This window comes from Roseobacter ponti, assembly GCF_012932215.1.
Taxonomy (GTDB): Bacteria; Pseudomonadota; Alphaproteobacteria; order Rhodobacterales; family Rhodobacteraceae; genus Roseobacter; species Roseobacter ponti.
Map to the genome: position 1 here is coordinate 1,143,282 of NZ_CP048788.1, position 16,795 is coordinate 1,160,076.

The 16,795-nt window shown below is 61.0% G+C and carries 14 protein-coding genes; 11 read left to right on the forward strand and 3 right to left on the reverse strand.

What is annotated here, in order from left to right; all coding sequences use genetic code 11:
• Nucleotides 1–88: 88 nt before the first annotated feature.
• Together G3256_RS05590 and G3256_RS05595 are read right to left on the reverse strand one after the other, a co-directional pair.
• Complete coding sequence (locus G3256_RS05590; protein ID WP_169639882.1) at nucleotides 89–1,561, reverse strand: pilus assembly protein TadG-related protein; 1,473 nt, start codon at nucleotides 1,559–1,561, stop codon at nucleotides 89–91.
• A 1-nt stretch (nucleotide 1,562) separates the two neighbouring features.
• Nucleotides 1,563–2,006, reverse strand: a complete 444-nt coding sequence (locus tag G3256_RS05595; RefSeq protein ID WP_169639883.1) for a TadE/TadG family type IV pilus assembly protein — start codon at nucleotides 2,004–2,006, stop codon at nucleotides 1,563–1,565.
• Nucleotides 2,007–2,519: 513 nt separating this feature from the next.
• Between G3256_RS05595 and G3256_RS05600 the strand changes: the two genes are divergently transcribed.
• The 11 genes from G3256_RS05600 to ribD all read left to right on the forward strand — a co-directional run bounded on the left by G3256_RS05600 (nucleotide 2,520) and on the right by ribD (nucleotide 14,766).
• Entirely contained in the window at nucleotides 2,520–3,773 is a 1,254-nt protein-coding gene (locus G3256_RS05600; protein WP_169639884.1) for a sarcosine oxidase subunit beta family protein, read from the forward strand.
• A 54-nt stretch (nucleotides 3,774–3,827) separates the two neighbouring features.
• A complete protein-coding gene (locus G3256_RS05605) occupies nucleotides 3,828–4,100 on the forward strand; it encodes a sarcosine oxidase subunit delta (protein WP_169639885.1) in 273 nt (90 codons plus the stop codon).
• Nucleotides 4,097–7,033, forward strand: a complete 2,937-nt coding sequence (locus G3256_RS05610; protein WP_169639886.1) for a sarcosine oxidase subunit alpha family protein — start codon at nucleotides 4,097–4,099, stop codon at nucleotides 7,031–7,033. The genes G3256_RS05605 and G3256_RS05610 overlap by 4 nt, the downstream gene beginning before the upstream one ends.
• Nucleotides 7,026–7,571, forward strand: a complete 546-nt coding sequence (locus G3256_RS05615) for a sarcosine oxidase subunit gamma (protein WP_246227800.1) — start codon at nucleotides 7,026–7,028, stop codon at nucleotides 7,569–7,571. The genes G3256_RS05610 and G3256_RS05615 overlap by 8 nt, the downstream gene beginning before the upstream one ends.
• 33 nt (nucleotides 7,572–7,604) lie before the next feature.
• Nucleotides 7,605–7,910 (forward strand): hypothetical protein, encoded by a 306-nt coding sequence (locus G3256_RS05620; RefSeq protein WP_169639888.1) that lies wholly within the window; start codon nucleotides 7,605–7,607, stop codon nucleotides 7,908–7,910.
• Between the two features lie 116 nt (nucleotides 7,911–8,026).
• Nucleotides 8,027–9,982 carry a DNA primase gene (gene dnaG, locus G3256_RS05625; protein WP_169639889.1) on the forward strand — a complete coding sequence of 652 codons (1,956 nt, stop codon included), beginning with the start codon at nucleotides 8,027–8,029 and terminating at the stop codon, nucleotides 9,980–9,982.
• A gap of 120 nt (nucleotides 9,983–10,102) precedes the next feature.
• Nucleotides 10,103–12,085 carry an RNA polymerase sigma factor RpoD gene (gene rpoD, locus G3256_RS05630; RefSeq protein WP_169639890.1) on the forward strand — a complete coding sequence of 661 codons (1,983 nt, stop codon included), beginning with the start codon at nucleotides 10,103–10,105 and terminating at the stop codon, nucleotides 12,083–12,085.
• A 137-nt stretch (nucleotides 12,086–12,222) separates the two neighbouring features.
• Nucleotides 12,223–12,636, forward strand: a complete 414-nt coding sequence (locus G3256_RS05635; RefSeq protein WP_169639891.1) for a hypothetical protein — start codon at nucleotides 12,223–12,225, stop codon at nucleotides 12,634–12,636.
• Between the two features lie 20 nt (nucleotides 12,637–12,656).
• Nucleotides 12,657–13,070 carry a secondary thiamine-phosphate synthase enzyme YjbQ gene (locus G3256_RS05640; RefSeq protein ID WP_425501525.1) on the forward strand — a complete coding sequence of 138 codons (414 nt, stop codon included), beginning with the start codon at nucleotides 12,657–12,659 and terminating at the stop codon, nucleotides 13,068–13,070.
• A 134-nt stretch (nucleotides 13,071–13,204) separates the two neighbouring features.
• A complete protein-coding gene (gene nrdR, locus G3256_RS05645) occupies nucleotides 13,205–13,672 on the forward strand; it encodes a transcriptional regulator NrdR (protein ID WP_169639892.1) in 468 nt (155 codons plus the stop codon).
• Nucleotides 13,673–13,689: 17 nt separating this feature from the next.
• Nucleotides 13,690–14,766 (forward strand): bifunctional diaminohydroxyphosphoribosylaminopyrimidine deaminase/5-amino-6-(5-phosphoribosylamino)uracil reductase RibD, encoded by a 1,077-nt coding sequence (ribD, locus tag G3256_RS05650; protein ID WP_169642340.1) that lies wholly within the window; start codon nucleotides 13,690–13,692, stop codon nucleotides 14,764–14,766.
• A gap of 11 nt (nucleotides 14,767–14,777) precedes the next feature.
• Here ribD and G3256_RS05655 read toward each other — a convergent pair whose 3' ends face one another.
• The gene (locus G3256_RS05655; RefSeq protein WP_169639893.1) at nucleotides 14,778–16,793 is read right to left on the reverse strand and encodes a capsular polysaccharide biosynthesis protein; all 2,016 of its coding nucleotides are present in this window, start codon (nucleotides 16,791–16,793) and stop codon (nucleotides 14,778–14,780) included.
• Between the last annotated feature and the right edge of the window lie 2 nt (nucleotides 16,794–16,795).

Genomic DNA, 16,795 nt, shown 5'->3' on the forward strand with positions numbered 1-16,795 from the left:
GAGCAGTGTCGCCGCCGGCCAGTGAGACTTCATGTAAAAAAGGGCGCGTCTGATACGCGCCCTTTGCTTTCGTGCTGTCCGGTCCGGGTCAGTTGACCATCCGGAAGTAGGGCGCGCGCAGGTGGTCCTGATTTCCGTAACCGTCACAAAAGCCCATGTTCATGTTGCTTGTGCCGTCGATCCGGCCCCCGGCGATGAAAGAAACGCCCTCGATCCCGTCGGCCTGCGCGGCGAACTGAATATCGCCGGCTGCCAGGATCTGCGCGCCATAGCCCGCAAGACCGGATGCTGCTTCAAATCCACCCATCGTCAGGATGATCGACCCGCTGTCAGGTGAGCAGTGGTCGTCCAGACCCATCTGCACGTGTGACGCGCTGACCGATTTGGCATCCGTGCTTGTGGTCGCGAGGATGGTCCCATCGAGGATCGTGCCATTGGCGAATTTGATATCGCAGTTGGTCACAAGAACGAAGTCCGAGAAAGTGTCGGCCGAGAATGTGATATCGCCGTTGCCCGAACAGACCGTTGTGTAGATCCGGTTTGCCAGCGGGAAGTTTGCGGGTGTCACGCTCTTCTTACCGGTCCCCAGCGGGATCATCGCGGTGTTGCCGCCGCCGTCTGTCGTGTCACCGTCAGGATCGGTTGTCGGGTCAGGCTCAGTCGTCGTTCCGCTTCCGTTGCCATTGCCATTGCCGTTACCGCCCGCAGCCGTTGCGGAAACCGGCTCTGACAGAATAATCGGCGTCGTATCAGAGGTAATGCCCGCCATCTCCGCATATTCATAGCTGCCGTCGTAATAGCTCTGGATCATTTCAGGCAGGCGGCGCAGCAGACGCTGGCGGTATTTACCCGTACGCAGAGCGCTTTCCAGTCCTTCGTTTTTCTCAAAACCGGAGGACGGAATATCCAGGTTGGCAAGATCGGGCATCGATACCACGGTGCCGGGCTCAAAGAAGTTGTTCTGGTTGATGCTCACGTAGGTATTGGAGTGGATGCAAAAGCCATCGGTGTAGCTGTTGTTGGACTGAATATCGACAACATTATCAGCTACAAAGCCCTCGTTGAAACACGGCGGGTAATAGGTATCGTAGACCGCGTTCGTGCGCAGCGTGAAATCATCAAAGCCGATCATGCTGAGCAGGATTGTGCGTGATGTATTGCCCCGCGATGGCTCCATTTCGGCCCACACCCGTACGGATGTTTTCGAGCTTGAATCGACTGTGAACTGCTGTGTGTCCGGATCCCAGACGCCGAACTCCACATCGGATGAAATGATCGCATCACCGAACTGAATATCGGGCAGCATCTCACCGATGGTCTGCATCGCCATATCAACGGAATCTTCCGCGCTTTCAAACTCGCGCGTGTACAGAGCGGCATGTGCTGCGGTGTCGGCAGCGATCTGCATCTCGGTGTATTCCGAGACGGCCTTGTGATAGTCGACGGCAAGGCCGCCCATCACGATGAAGATCAGACAGAAGAAAATTGCCAGCGGTGTCGCGGAACCATCTTCTTCTTCTGCAAAGGTTTGTTTCAGAGCGGTGAAGTCAGAATAGGTCATATCAATACTCAATGATGTGCTGCGCGCGCACCCCGACACGAATGCCGGAGAAGCTGTTGCGCAGGAAGTTAAAGGGCATCAGGTCGGTGGCCTGGGCGGTCAGAACTGTCGTCACGAAACCGTTGTTGATCTCCGTGGTCACCGCCATGGTCGGCGCGTCGATATAGGCCAGCTCGGCAAGCACGAAGGTTTCGGTTTCGGTTTCGGCTTCGTCGTCGGTTTCTCCGGCGATCCGCCCCAGCGAGACCATCCGGTTGGCGTCCTGTACCACCCGCAGCATTTGCGATTCGACGTAGAATACCATCGTGATGTTCATGATCAGCGCCAGAAGAATGGCAAAGATCGGCATCCAGATGATGGCCTCAAGTGTGAAACTGCCATCCTCGCTGCGCCGGAAATGACCTGACACTGCTGACAGTCCCTTGTTATGCTTTCGTTTTTGCATGTTCGTGACGCCTTGTTCCACGACGCACCTCTGCGTCTTTGATAGATCAACCTACCTCGCGATTGCGGCATTAGATGGGGCGGATTGTGAAAATTGTCCCCTTTTTCCGAAGGTCGCCCCCGACAGAAGGAAAGCCATCCTCTGACCGGGCAGGCGGGGCGATGATTCTTAAATCAGAGTTTGATTTCAGCGCTCTGTCCGGGCGGCCGGTCATTTCGCGGCAACCCCGGACAGGTCGGGGTTGAGCACATAACGGCAGGTTTATGGCACAAATGGGACAGTTTTCAGCGCGGGATGCCCGGGTCGGACAACCACAGATTGCGCATCAGAAGACCCGGTGCATGCGGGCGCCTGCAGCACCTTCCGGCAGGGTGCGCGGCGAAAGGTCCCACATCCGGGCAGATTGAAAAAACGACGCCGCCGGGTCGGTTTCTGTCATTGCAGTCCGCGCAGCGATTGGTACCGTCCCGGGCAGAGACAATGACGCCGCGGGCGGTGTCAGGGGAGATCAGGATGCGGTTTTCGGGTTTGCGTGTGTTGCGCGAGGGGCTGACAGGCAACAGGGGCTGGGCACCACACTGGCGGGATCCTGAGCCGAAATCCGAATATGACGTTGTGATCATCGGTGGCGGCGGGCATGGGCTTTCCACCGCCTATTACCTCGCGAAAAACCACGGGATCACAAATGTTGCCGTGCTTGAAAAGGGTTATATCGGCGGCGGCAACGTGGGGCGGAATACCACGATCGTGCGTGCCAACTACTTTCTGCCGGGCAACTCAGAGTTTTACAGCCATTCGCTGAAGCTCTGGGAAGGCATGGAGGAAGACCTGAATTACAACGTGATGCATTCGCAGCGTGGTCTCATCAATCTTTTCCACTCCGACGGGCAGCGCGATGCCTTTGTACGGCGCGGCAATTCGATGATCGCGCAGGGCGACGACGCGGTGCTGCTGGACCGTGAGGGCGTGCGCAAACATCTGCCCTATCTGGATTTCGACAACGTGCGTTTCCCGATCTACGGCGGACTGCTGCACCCGCGCGGCGGCTCTGCGCGCCATGACGCGGTGGCCTGGGGCTACGGGCGCGGAGCAGACCAGCGCGGTGTTGATCTGCTGCAGAACTGCGAAGTCACCGGTATTGATATCGAAAACGGTAAGGTGCGCGGTGTGCAGACTTCGCGCGGGCCGATCCGCGCCAAAAAGGTCGCGATTGTCGTGGCAGGGCGCTCAGGGCAGGTGGCGGCAATGGCCGGAATGCGTCTGCCGATCGAGAGCCATGTGCTGCAGGCTTTTGTCACCGAGGGTCTCAAGCCGGTCATTGATCACGTGGTGAGCTTCGGCATGGGGCACTTTTACATCAGCCAGTCGGATAAGGGCGGGCTGGTCTTCGGCGGCGACATCGATTTCTACGCCTCCTATGCGCAGCGCGGCAATCTGCCGATGAAAGAGCATGTGATGGAGGCGGGGATGACGCTGATGCCGATGATCGGCAAAGCAAAGGTGCTGCGTTCCTGGGGCGGGATCATGGATATGACGCCCGATGGCTCGCCGATCATCGACAAAACCGATACAGAAGGCCTCTTTATAGACTGCGGCTGGTGTTATGGCGGCTTCAAGGCGGTGCCGGGCTCTGGCTGGGCGCTGGCGCATCTGATGGCGACAGGTGAGTCGCATGAGACGGCGCGCGGCTTCAGGCTCGACCGGTACCGGACCGGCCGGGGCATTATCGACGAAGAGGGCACCGGCTCTCAGCACAACCTGCACTGAGGAGACTGTCATGGCCACGGGCGGGCTGATAATTATTCATGTGGAGGGCCGGATATGCGACTGACCTGTCCGGTTTGCGGCGAACGCGATCGCCGGGAGTTTTATTACCAGGGGGCAGCTGTCGCCATGAACCGCCCGTCACCCGATGCGGGGGCGGAGGCCTGGGACAATTACGTGCACCTGCGCGAAAACCCTGCGGGTGAGACGCGTGATATGTGGCAGCACGACGGAGGCTGCGGTGCCTGGCTGGTTGTCACGCGCAACACTGTCACTCATGAGATCAGCGACGTGTCCCTGGCCAGTGATCCCGCAGGAGAGAGCGTATGAGGATCGAGGGAAAGGGACTTATTGACCGCACGCGCACTGTCCGGTTTCAGTTCGATGAGATCGGCCACACGGCTTACGAGGGCGACACGGTTGCCTCGGCGCTGCTGGCTGCCGGGCGCAAACTTGTGGCGCGCTCCTTCAAGTATCACCGCCCGCGCGGCGTGCTGACCGCCGGCAGCGAGGAGCCGAATGCACTGATCACTACCGGACGGGGGGCAGCCTCTGAGCCAAATGTGCGGGCAACCGTTCAGGAGGTCTTTGACGGGCTTGAGACGCGAAGTCAGAACGCCTGGCCGTCGCTGAAACTTGATGTAATGCAACTCAATGATCTGGTTCATCCCTTTCTGGGGGCGGGATTTTATTACAAAACCTTCATGTGGCCGCATGGTTTCTGGGAAAAGCTTTATGAGCCGGTGATCCGGCGGGCCGCGGGTCTGGGTGGTCTGAGCGGCGCACACAATGACGATAAATACGAGCGCGCATGGGCGTTCTGCGATCTGCTGATCATCGGGGCAGGGCCTGCGGGGCTGATGGCGGCGCTGGTTGCGGGCCGCGCGGGCGCAGACGTGATTCTGGCGGATGAAGACAGCCTGCCGGGTGGCCGGCTCAACGCGGAAACCCTGACAGTCGACGGCATGGCCGGCAGTGACTGGGCCGCGGGTGCCGTAGCTGAGTTGCACGGCATGTCCAATGTCCGGATCATGACGCGCACGACGGTGACCGGCGCCTATGACCAGGGAACATACGGCGCGCTTGAACGGGTCAGCTCCCATCTTGCGGCGCCGGCAGCAGGTGCGCCGCGCGAAACCTTCTGGCGGATCGTGGCGAAACGCTCGGTTCTTGCGGCCGGCGCGCTGGAACGTCCGGTCGCTTTCCCGAATAATGACCGGCCTGGCATCATGACGGCCTCTGCTGTGCGGGCCTATCTCAACCGCTGGGGCGTTGCGGCCGGCAAACAGGTAGCGATCTTTGGCAATAACGACGATGCGCACCGTACCGCGCGTGACCTTTCCGAGGCCGGCGTGGACATCGCCGCCGTTATTGACAGCCGGCCTGACGGTTCGGTCCCGGCGGCCTCCTGGCCGGTTTTCAAAGACAGCCATGTGGTCGATACGGCGGGCCGGCTTGCCCTGCGCTCTGTGACTGTCAAAGGACCGGCGGGCGAAAAAGTGATCGCGGCGGACTGCCTGGCGATGTCGGGTGGCTGGAACCCGACGGTGCACATGACCTGCCACATGAACGGGCGTCCTGTCTGGCGTGAGGACATCGCAGCCTTCGTGCCACAGGCGGGTGCCATTCCCGGCATGCTGACAGCGGGTGCGTGCAATGGCGATTTCAGCACAGCGGCCTGTCTGTCGGCCGGGGCCGATGCGGCGAAATCCGTGCTGAAGGATCTTGGCATGCGCGTGCCGCGCCTCAAAGCGCCTGATGCGGATGACAGCGCCTATGTAATCACGCCACTCTGGACGGTTCCGGGCAAGGACCGCGCCTGGCTCGATTTTCAGAACGATGTGACCGTCAAAGATGTGAAGCAGGCAGCGCGTGAGAACTTCCGCTCGGTCGAGCATATGAAGCGCTACACCACACAGGGCATGGCACCGGATCAGGGTAAAAACTCCAATGTCGCAGCACTGGCCGTGCTGGCAGATGCCACCGGGCGCGCCATTCCTGAGACCGGAACGACAACCTTCCGCCCGCCTTATGTACCTGTTTCCATTGCGGCAATGGGTGCCGGTGCGCAGGGCGCAGGCTTCGCGCCGCAGCGTTTTACCACCTCGCACACCGCCAGCGTTGAGATGGGTGCACCGATGATCGAGGCTGGTCTGTGGTACCGTCCGAGCTATTTCCCGCGCAGTGGCGAGACCACCTGGCGTCAATCCTGTGACCGGGAGGTGGGGTTCGTGCGCGAGGCGGTGGGCGTCTGTGATGTCTCGACGCTCGGCAAGATCGATCTGCAGGGGCCGGGGGCTGCGGAGTTCCTCGACCTGGTCTATTCCAACACCTTCTCGACGCTCAAAGAGGGCCGCGTGCGCTACGGGCTGATGCTGCGCGAGGACGGTCATGTGATGGACGACGGCACGACGGCACGCCTCGGGCCGGAGCATTTCGTGATGACGACGACAACGGCGGCGGCAGGCAACGTCATGCGCCACCTCGAGTTTGTGCATCAGGTGCTGCGGCCTGATCTCGATGTGCGGTTCATGTCGGTCACTGAGCAGTGGGCGCAGTTTGCCGTGGCGGGGCCGCGCGCGCGCGACCTGCTGAACGGGCTGCTGAAAACGCCGCTCGACAATGACACCTGGCCGTTCATGGCCTGCGGTCCGGTGACGGTCTGCGGGATTGCGGGGCGACTTTTCCGGATCTCCTTCTCGGGCGAGCATGCCTATGAGGTTGCCGTGCCGTCGCGTTATGGCGAGAGCCTGTTCACGGAACTCGTCAGCCGTGCAGAGAGCATGGAGGGCGGTGCCTATGGCATGGAAGCGCTCAACGTGCTGCGCATCGAAAAAGGCCATATCACCCACGCGGAAATTCACGGGCGCACGACCGCATTTGATATCGGATTTGCCCGGATGGTGAGCGCGAAAAAGGACTGTATCGGCCAGACGATGGCAGCGCGCGAGGGGCTGACCGACCCCGGACGTCAGCAGCTTGTCGGGCTGAAACCGGTTACCCCGGGCGGGCAGATAACCGCCGGCGCGCATCTCTTCAATGTGGGCAAGGAGGCCACCCGTATCAATGATCAGGGCTATGTCACCTCGGTGGCGTTCTCACCGACGCTGGGCCATATGATCGGGCTGGGCTTCATTGCACGCGGGCCGGAACGGATGGGCGAAACCGTGCGTCTGGTGGATGCTGTGCGCGGGGTCGAAACCAGCGTGGAGATCTGCTCGCCGGTCTTTGTGGATCCTGAAGGAGGGCGCGTACGTGGCTGATCCTGTTGCGAAATCTGCCTGCGCAGGGCTCCTGCCTGTGACCGTCGGCGCGTTGTCTCTGGAAGAGACTGACATCGGCGTTCTGACCACGGTCGCGCCTTATCTCGGGCGCGGGGCCGATCTTTCGGCCGCGATGGAAAAGGCACACGGGGTGACGCTGCCCGGGCCCGGCCGGACAACCGGTGAAGGCGACGCGCGGGCCATCTGGTTCGGGCGGGACATGGCGCTGCTGGTGGGCCCCGCGCCGGATGCGGCACTGGCAAAATACGCGGCTCTGACGGATCAGTCCGACGCCTGGGCTGTCGTCACGCTGAGCGGAGAAGGGTCGGATGACGCCCTGGCAAGGCTTGTTCCGCTCGATCTGCGCGCGGCACAGTTTGAAGCCGGGCACACGGCCCGCAGCCAGATCATGCATATGAATGCGTCCATCACCCGCACTGGCCCGGACAGTTTTCTCATCCTGGTGTTCCGGGCCATGGCGCAGACCCTCGTGCACGAGCTGAAAACAGCTATGGAAGGTGTCGCTGCACGTCGCTAAACTGGTCCGAACTCAAGTAGCGGAGACTTTATAATGTTGCGTTTTTCCCTCGTTGCCGTGCTGGCTCTGACCGCAGTGCCGGCTTTTGCACAAACCGAAAAAGAAGTAAGCTGCGGCCACCAGGCGGATCTGACAGCCGCGGTCGTGCAGGCAAGGCTCGACGGTGTCGCGGAACGTGATGTTCCCGAAGAACTGGCAAAAATCGCCACATGGCCCGAGAACTACACGGCTGTGATGGTTCCGGTCATAGCACCCTATATCTATGAGCAGAAACGCCGTGACCTGCGCAAAAGCGACCTGCGCAGCACGACATACGCGCAATGCATGTCGCTCAACTGACCATCTGATCTGACGCAAAATGGCACGACCCGGCAGTCGTTTCTGCCGGCGGCGCGTCTGTGCTTTCGTGCCGGCAAACTCTGGACTCTGACCGGGCGCTTGCAGATAAACGGTACATGAGCCTGCCCCCCGGATTCCTTGACGAACTGCGCACAAGGTCGAGCCTGTCACAGGTTGTCGGTCGCAAAGTCACGTGGGATGCGCGCAAATCCAACCAGGGCAAAGGCGACATGTGGGCGCCGTGCCCGTTTCATCAGGAAAAATCAGCCTCCTTTCACGTCGATGACCGCAAAGGGTTCTACTACTGCTTTGGCTGTCACGCCAAAGGTGACGCGATTTCCTTTGTGCGCGAAACCGAAAATGTGGGTTTTATGGAAGCGGTTGAGATCCTCGCGCGGGAGGCCGGTATGCCGATGCCCGAGCGCGACCCTCAGGCGCAGCAAAAGGCCGACCGCCGCACGCAGCTTGCAGATGTCATGGAGCAGGCGGTGCGGTATTTCCGACTGCAGCTGAACACGGGTGCAGCGGCGGAGGCGCGCGACTATCTGGAGCGTCGCGGGCTGCGGGCAGATGCGCTCGAACGCTGGGAGATCGGCTTTGCGCCGGATCAGTGGCAGGGGTTGTGGGATCATCTGAAAGAAAAGAACGTTGAGGATGATCTGATCCTGGGTGCGGGGCTGGCCAAACCCTCGTCCAAAGGCGGGAAGCCCTATGACACCTTTCGCGGGCGGATTATTTTCCCGATCCGGGACGCGCGGGGCAGGGCGATTGCTTTTGGCGGCCGGGCGATGGATCCGAATGATAACGCCAAATACCTCAATTCGCCGGAAACTGATCTTTTCGACAAGGGGCGCAGCCTTTTTAACCATGGTCCCGCGCGGACGGCTGCGGGCAAGGGCCAGCACCTTATTGTGGCTGAAGGATACATGGACGTGATCGCGCTGGCCTCCGCAGGGTTTGAAGCCGCGGTGGCGCCTCTCGGAACTGCCATTACTGAAAGCCAGTTACAGATGCTCTGGCGGATTTCGCCTGAGCCGGTGATCGCGCTTGACGGCGATCAGGCCGGTCTGCGTGCTGCGATGCGACTGATTGATCTGGCACTGCCACTGGTCGAGGCCGGACAGTCGCTGCGTTTTGCCCTGATGCCCGACGGTCAGGATCCGGACGATCTGCTGCGCGCGCAGGGGGCACCGGCGCTGCAGAAAATCCTCGATGCCGCGATGCCTATGGTGCGTCTGCTCTGGCAGCGTGAAACGGAAGGCAGGGTATTCGACAGTCCCGAGCGCAAAGCGGCACTTGATAAGGCGTTGCGCGAAAAGATCATGCTGATCAGGGACCCGTCGATCCGCAGCCATTATGGTCAGGAAATCAAAGACCTGCGCTGGCAGCTTTTCCGACCGCAACGGTCTGCGCAAAAGCCGCGCACCGGCGCGCAGGGCCGCTGGAACGCGCCTGAAAAAGGGGCGATATCTTCTTCGCGCGCGTCTTTTCTGGTGTCCGCTCAGGGCCCGCGTGCCACCGAACGGCTGCGCGAAGCGGTGATCCTGGCGACGCTCGCGACCTGCCCGGCGGTGATTGAGGATTTCGAAGGTGGGATCGAGCAGATGCGCTGTGGTGATCCGGATCACGCGGCCCTGCGCGGGGTGCTGTTGTCAGGGCTCGGGCTTAACGCCGCACAGATGCGCGACAAAATAGACGACGTGCTGGGCCCTGAGGCCCTTGAAAACCTGCTGTCGCAGCGCCACGTATCGGTCGTGCCCTGTATCCGGTCACCCGGCGACGAGGAAAAAGCGCGGATGACGGTGGCAGAGGAACTGGCAAAACTGCAAAGCGCCCGCGGACTGGATGCGGAAATCATCGAGGCCGCCGAAGATATGAGCGGCGAAGCGGACGAGGGCCTGACCTGGAGATTGTCAGAGGCGGCCCGGGCTGCGGAACGCGCACAGCGCAGCGTGCAGGAAGACAGAGCGGAATATGAGACCGGCGAAAACGGCGTGCGAATCAGTCGGGAAGAACGGAGCACTTTCAACGCCCTGTTGCAGGCAATACGGCAACACAAACCGCATGATTAACCATATCTGAACCCGTAAAGGTCAGAAAACTGAGTGTATCGGGTGGAAGAATCACCCAAAACACGAGATGATTCTCACGTGATTCGGATAAGCGAATCGATTCGGATGCAGGAGCTTTGAATGGCCGCCAAAGATACCAGTGAAGACGCAAAACCCGATGACCAGGATGCAGGCCACTCGCTCGATATGAGCCAGGCCGCCGTCAAGAAGATGATCGGCGAGGCCCGTGAAAAAGGCTACATCACATACGATCAGCTCAACAAAGTGCTCCCGCCTGACCAGGTGAGTTCGGAGCAGATTGAGGACGTGATGTCGATGCTCTCAGAAATGGGCATTAACATTATCGAGGACGAAGAGGCAGAAGACGAGGAAGCCAAGGGTTCCACCGAGCTGACAACCACCGACGGCGCGCGCGAGGTTGCTGTCTCCAGTGGCACATCCGAAAAGCTGGACCGCACGGATGACCCGGTGCGGATGTATCTGCGTGAGATGGGCTCGGTTGAACTGCTGAGCCGCGAGGGCGAAATCGCCATCGCCAAACGCATCGAAGCCGGCCGCAACACGATGATCGCCGGGCTCTGCGAGAGCCCTCTGACCTTTCAGGCTATCACGATCTGGCGCGACGAACTCCTGTCGGAGGATATTCTGCTGCGCGATGTCATCGATCTGGAGGCCACGTTCGGCAATCAGATGGATGAAGAAGGTGGCGTGGACGAGCCGGTGGTTTCCGCCGACGGAACTTCTCCGAAAAAAGAAGCAGACAGCCCTGAACTGGATGCTGACGGCAATCCGATTGTCACTGATGACGACGATGACGAGGATGATCAGGCCAACATGAGTCTCGCGGCCATGGAAGCGGCCCTGAAACCCCAGGTGCTTGAGGCGCTCGATATCATCGCGGATGACTACGTTAAGCTGAGCGAAATGCAGGACAGCCGAATCTCGGCCACCCTGAACGAAGACGGCAGTTTCGGCGAAGGTGACGAGCAGCTTTATCAGAAGTTGCGGGCGGAAATTGTGTTGCTGGTCAATGACCTGCATCTTCACAACAACCGTATCGAGGCGCTGATCGACCAGCTTTACGGAATCAACCGCCGCATCATGCAGATCGATTCCGCGATGGTGAAACTTGCAGACCAGGCGCGGATCAACCGGCGTGAGTTTGTGGATGAATACCGCGGGTACGAACTCGACCCGAACTGGCTGGAGCGGATGTCGGAAAAGTCCGGTCGGGGCTGGCAGATGTTCATTGAGCGGTCGACCGAAAAGGTCGAAGAACTGCGCACCGATATGGCGCAGGTCGGCCAGTACGTCGGTCTGGATATCTCTGAATTCCGCCGCATCGTGCAGCAGGTACAGAAGGGCGAGAAAGAAGCCCGCCAGGCCAAGAAAGAAATGGTCGAAGCGAACCTGCGGCTGGTGATCTCGATCGCCAAGAAGTATACCAACCGTGGCCTGCAGTTTCTTGATCTTATTCAGGAAGGTAACATCGGCCTGATGAAGGCTGTGGACAAATTCGAATACCGCCGCGGCTATAAGTTCTCGACCTATGCGACCTGGTGGATCCGTCAGGCGATCACCCGTTCAATCGCGGATCAGGCGCGTACGATCCGTATTCCGGTGCACATGATCGAGACGATCAACAAGCTGGTGCGCACGGGGCGTCAGATGCTGCATGAGATCGGTCGCGAACCGACACCGGAAGAGCTGGCCGAAAAACTGCAGATGCCGCTGGAGAAGGTCCGCAAGGTGATGAAAATCGCCAAGGAGCCGATTTCTCTGGAAACACCGATCGGTGATGAGGAAGACAGCCAGCTGGGCGATTTCATTGAGGACAAGAATGCGGTTCTGCCTCTGGACAGTGCCATTCAGGAAAACCTCAAAGAGACGACGACGCGGGTTCTGGCATCGCTCACACCACGCGAAGAACGTGTGCTGCGCATGCGGTTCGGTATCGGCATGAACACCGATCATACGCTCGAAGAAGTGGGTCAGCAGTTCAGTGTGACGCGCGAACGGATCCGCCAGATCGAAGCGAAAGCGCTGCGCAAGCTCAAGCATCCTTCGCGGTCGCGTAAGCTGCGGTCCTTCCTCGACCAGTAAGCGCAGAAGTGCGGGGCAGGGCAGCAACACAACCGGTCTGTTCCAGGCGGTGTTGTCCTGCCGGCATATGTGATTTCCCCGAAAGCGGGCCGTATCGTATACATCTGCAGGTAAAGTGGTATCAGCGGAGACAGAAGATGCGGGTAATTGTTCTGACAGTGGCGGCTCTTGCATTTGCGGTGCCGGTCGCGGCTGCGACTTACCGGGCGATCAACTGGCTGCCGGTGATCCCGCTTACAAATGACACCTTTGAAGTGATCGAAGACCGCGGCGCGGGCCCGCGGGGGATCTGGTGTGCCGCGGCGGATTACACACGCGCGATCGGGCGGGATACCACGCGCAAACGTCTTTATGTTCTTGAGGCCCGGGGCCCGTCGAAACGGGTGCAGGGCGCCAAGAGCGTGGTGTTTACGCTGGAGCCGGATGAAGAGCTTGCACGATCCCCGCAGTCCTATTCCCTGTCAGTGCGCCGGGTCGGCGATAATCTGGCGGTGAGCCACGCGCTGAACTTCTGCGATCTGCCGGTCGACGAGTTCCTCGACCGTTTCTGAGGTCGCATCCGGGAGATCTGATGCACATCTTCGACATTCAGACAGACGGCCCGGGTCTTTATGAGATTACCGGTGATGTCAGGCGCTGGCTGAACCGGCAGGGTGACGGGGTTGTGGTTCTGATGGTCCGGCATACGTCGGCCTCGCTGTTGATCCAGGAAAATGCTGACAGTGATGTGCAGCGCGATCTGCGCGCGTTTTTCGACCGTCTGGTGCCGCCGTCCGATAATCCGTCTATGAAGTATCTGAGGCATACCGCCGAGGGGCCAGACGATATGCCGGCCCATATAAAAGCCGCCATGATGCCGGTCAGCCTGACCATTCCGGTCGCCGCTGGCCGGCCGGCGCTCGGGACCTGGCAGGGGATCTATCTTTTCGAGCACCGGACGCGCCCGCACGCGAGAGAAGTTGCCGCGCAGTTCTTAAGCGCATAAACGCCACACCACCCCACTATACTGAGGGGGTGTAATTCAGTACTACCCAAAACCCAGGTCGTATCCTATAAGTATCCACAAGTGGGACGGTGATCCCACAACTGAGGCAGAGACTTGAAGAAGGGGGACGGCCCATGCGCTGCCCGTTTTGCGGAAACATCGATACCCAGGTGAAAGACAGCCGTCCCGCTGAAGACCATGTGTCCATCCGGCGCAGACGATTTTGCCCGGCCTGCGGGGGGCGGTTCACGACCTACGAACGGGTGCAGTTGCGGGACCTTGTGGTCATCAAATCCAACGGCAAACGTGAAGATTTCGACCGCGACAAGCTCGAGCGGTCTATCCGCATCTCAATGCAGAAACGACCGATTGATCCTGAGCGCATTGATCAGATGATTTCAGGAATCGTGCGGCGTCTTGAGAGCATGGGCGAGACCGACATCAATTCCAAACAGATCGGCGAGATCGTGATGGAAGCGCTGGCCCGGATCGATACAGTGGCCTATGTGCGGTTTGCCAGTGTTTACAAGAACTTCCAGGCCGCTGACGACTTTGATAAATTTGTGAGCGAGCTGCGGCCGGACGTGCCGCCCGAAGAGTGAGTGACCCCCGGCGCTTTATGGCGCTGGCGCTTTCACTGGGCCGGCGGGGGCTTGGCCGTGTCTGGCCGAACCCGGCGGTTGGCTGCGTGATTGTGCGCGAGGGCCGTATTGTCGGGCGGGGCTGGACACAGCCGGGCGGTCGGCCCCATGCCGAAACCGAAGCCCTGCGCGAGGCTGCCGGAGCGGCCCGCGGTGCAGATGTTTACGTAACGCTCGAGCCCTGCGCGCATCACGGTCAGACACCACCCTGTGCGGAGGCGCTCATCGCGGCGGGAGTTGCGCGGGTTTTTGTGGCTACGGGTGATCCGGACAGGCGTGTGGCAGGACAGGGCCTTGAGATGCTGCGCGCCGCTGGCATCATCGTTGAAACCGGGCTGATGGAGCACGAGGCCCGGATTGCGAATGCCGGTTTCTTCGCAAAAACCGAACTGGACCGTCCGTTTCTGACGCTAAAGCTCGCGGCCAGCCTTGATGGCCGCATCGCGACGGCCACAGGGGAAAGTAAATGGATCACCGGTCCCGAGGCCAGACGCATGGTGCATGCGCAGCGCGCGCGTCACGATGCGGTCATGGTAGGCGGTGGTACTGCGCGCAAAGATGACCCGGCACTGACGGTTCGTGACCTCGGGGTCGCGCAGCAGCCGGCCCGCGTCGTCATCAGCCGCCGGCTTGATCTGCCGCTGATGAGCACGCTGGCGCGCACCGCGCGCGAGGTGCCCGTGTTGCTGTGTCACGGACATGACGCTGACAGGGCGCTGCGACAGACCTGGGAAGATCTCGGGGCTGTTCTGCTGCCCTGCGAGGCGGCGGGCGGGCAGCTTGATCCTGCGGATGTGCTGCGACAGCTCGCGCGCCACGGGATCAGCCGGATCTTTTGCGAAGGCGGCAGCGCGCTCGCCGCCTCGCTGATCGAGGCTGATCTCGTCGATGAGCTGATCAGTTTTACCGCAGGGCTTGGCGTTGGTGCCGAAGGCTTGCCGTCGGTTGGCGCGCTGGGTCTGGGCCGGCTCAGCCAGGCCGCACGTTTCAGGCTTGCTGAGACACGTCCGGTCGGCGCTGATGTGATGACCATCTGGCGCAGGCCAGGGCTCTGATCGGGAGAGTATCAGCGCCAGCGGTGGGCCTGACTGGCAAAAACACCCTGCAGTTTGGCCAGAAGTCGGTTTTTCAGACCAGGGCTTGGCAGGCTGGCTGACGCAAGACGCGCAACCGCAACTTCGACAGGGCAGGGCAGACCCGTCACCGGATCCATGTAGCGCGGATAATCGATGAGTGCCGCGTGTACGAGGCCTTCGAGGGCAGGGGTCGCCCGGCGTCGCGGTGGCACGTCCCCCAGATCAGTCGTCAGCCCCCATCCCGCGTAAAAAGGCACACCGCATGTCGTGACGTGCAGGCCCCGCAACAGTGCCTCGAACCCCAGAAGCGAGGTCATTGTCCAGACTTCCTGCACCTCGTTCAGCAGCGCCACGGGATCAACACCGCTGACGACCAGATCGGCAGGACCCTCAGGGATTGTACCCCCGGTGCGCAGACCCGCGTCCACATCAGGATGGGGTTTATAGATCAGTACGGCATCGGGTCGTTCGGCGCGCGCGCGGCGGAGCAGCTCTTCATTCGTGCGGATATCCGTCGTGCCGGCTGTGACCGATGCATCATCCGAGACCTGGCCCACGACCAGCACCCGGTGTCCCTCCGGCAGCGGCGGCGGCGCCCCGCCGGTCGAGTATTTGCTGAGCCTGTGCTGCTTCAGGCTCCGGATCAGTGCACGCGCGCGGGCCTCCTGATCGGGACGCAGGTCTGCACGTCCGGTGATCAGCTGTTCCAGCCGGGATGGCTCGGAGGGATCATAGTAAATTCCCGGCCCGTCCACGATCAGTGACAGCGGTGGTACCAGGTTCGCCCCGAGGCCACGCGACCGCAGAAAGCCGTCCTCGGTGCGCATCGCATCCCCGTGGCCCACGGCGGCCCTGCTGGCCCAGACCATCCATGGCCGACCGGTGGCGCGGGCCTTTCCGGGATCGTCTTCGAACACCACCGGCTTATGGCGCCCGAACATCTTCTGCAGGCTTTCACGTTTCCAGCCGCGCATGGCGGAGGCCACCCAGCCATGGCGGTCTTCGCGCCAGGCACGTGCTTGTGCTGCGAGGTTTTCCTGCGCGTCCTCAAAAGTGCAGAGCGCGTCGGTGAAGGGGCTGTACCATTTAGGGTAAAGCATCATCGCCCCGGCGAAAAGCTGCGCGCGGGTCAGTCGGCGCTGTCGGCGCTGTACCGGAAACTCATCCCCGGTCAGGCCCCAGCCGGCATAGAAAGGCTGGCCGAAAACGCGTGGCCTGTGGCCTGCAAAAATCGCCTCAAAGCCCAGCTGCGATGAGACGGTGTAGACCCCCAGGGCCCCTTCAAAGAGGAGGTGCGGGCTGACCGGATCGGTGAGAAACTGCACGGTGTCGTCCGCGTCCGCGTCCTCAAAATAGCCCTGGCGGAATCCTTCGACGGTTTCGGGGTGTGATTTGATGACAACCGGCGCGCCGGGATGCTCTTCGCGCGCCATGAAAAGCATCTCCAGAAAGCGGTTCCTGTCCGCACCGCAGGCCGTCACCGAGGCATCGCCCCGGGTCTGATCGATGACCAGCACATAGCCCGGGGGTGGCAGGGGCAGGACGGGATCGGTCGCTGCAAACTTTGACAGATGTGTCTCGGACATACGGGCAATGGCAGCCCGGGCGCGGTCGAGGAGCGCTGTATCGTCCAGCGGATGGGTGGCGAGCAGTTCCTCAAGATCTGACACCACCGAAGGGTCGAAATGTACGCCCCTTTTGTCGATCAGGAGGCCGGCGGTGGGTTCACCTGCGCGTCCGGGATGCAGCGAGCGCAGAAAGGCATCCTCGATACGGATCACCGGTGTGCCGCGTTGCTCCGCCACGGCTTCGCCACGATGTGCGGTCGGACTTTGACCCCAGACGCCAACGGCATCCCCTTCGCCCGGCGCCCCGAGTTTTACGTCAAAGCCTGAGAGTGTGAGGATGCGTCTGACCCGGGTTTCGGTGAGAAAACCGCCGTTATAGACGAAAAGCCGCCGGTTCTTTTCAGAACCGGCGGCCCCGGGGTCAGACAGGCTGCCCATGG

What these genes read in the sequence shown, in the direction of transcription:
- G3256_RS05590 (WP_169639882.1), bottom strand. Translation starts at nt 1,561, where the DNA reads ATGACCTATTCTGACTTCACCGCTCTGAAACAAACCTTTGCAGAAGAA.
- G3256_RS05595 (WP_169639883.1), bottom strand. Translation starts at nt 2,006, where the DNA reads ATGCAAAAACGAAAGCATAACAAGGGACTGTCAGCAGTGTCAGGTCAT.
- G3256_RS05600 (WP_169639884.1), top strand. Translation starts at nt 2,520, where the DNA reads ATGCGGTTTTCGGGTTTGCGTGTGTTGCGCGAGGGGCTGACAGGCAAC.
- G3256_RS05605 (WP_169639885.1), top strand. Translation starts at nt 3,828, where the DNA reads ATGCGACTGACCTGTCCGGTTTGCGGCGAACGCGATCGCCGGGAGTTT.
- G3256_RS05610 (WP_169639886.1), top strand. Translation starts at nt 4,097, where the DNA reads ATGAGGATCGAGGGAAAGGGACTTATTGACCGCACGCGCACTGTCCGG.
- G3256_RS05620 (WP_169639888.1), top strand. Translation starts at nt 7,605, where the DNA reads ATGTTGCGTTTTTCCCTCGTTGCCGTGCTGGCTCTGACCGCAGTGCCG.
- dnaG (WP_169639889.1), top strand. Translation starts at nt 8,027, where the DNA reads ATGAGCCTGCCCCCCGGATTCCTTGACGAACTGCGCACAAGGTCGAGC.
- rpoD (WP_169639890.1), top strand. Translation starts at nt 10,103, where the DNA reads ATGGCCGCCAAAGATACCAGTGAAGACGCAAAACCCGATGACCAGGAT.
- G3256_RS05635 (WP_169639891.1), top strand. Translation starts at nt 12,223, where the DNA reads ATGCGGGTAATTGTTCTGACAGTGGCGGCTCTTGCATTTGCGGTGCCG.
- G3256_RS05640 (WP_425501525.1), top strand. Translation starts at nt 12,657, where the DNA reads ATGCACATCTTCGACATTCAGACAGACGGCCCGGGTCTTTATGAGATT.
- nrdR (WP_169639892.1), top strand. Translation starts at nt 13,205, where the DNA reads ATGCGCTGCCCGTTTTGCGGAAACATCGATACCCAGGTGAAAGACAGC.
- ribD (WP_169642340.1), top strand. Translation starts at nt 13,690, where the DNA reads ATGGCGCTGGCGCTTTCACTGGGCCGGCGGGGGCTTGGCCGTGTCTGG.
- G3256_RS05655 (WP_169639893.1), bottom strand. Translation starts at nt 16,793, where the DNA reads ATGGGCAGCCTGTCTGACCCCGGGGCCGCCGGTTCTGAAAAGAACCGG.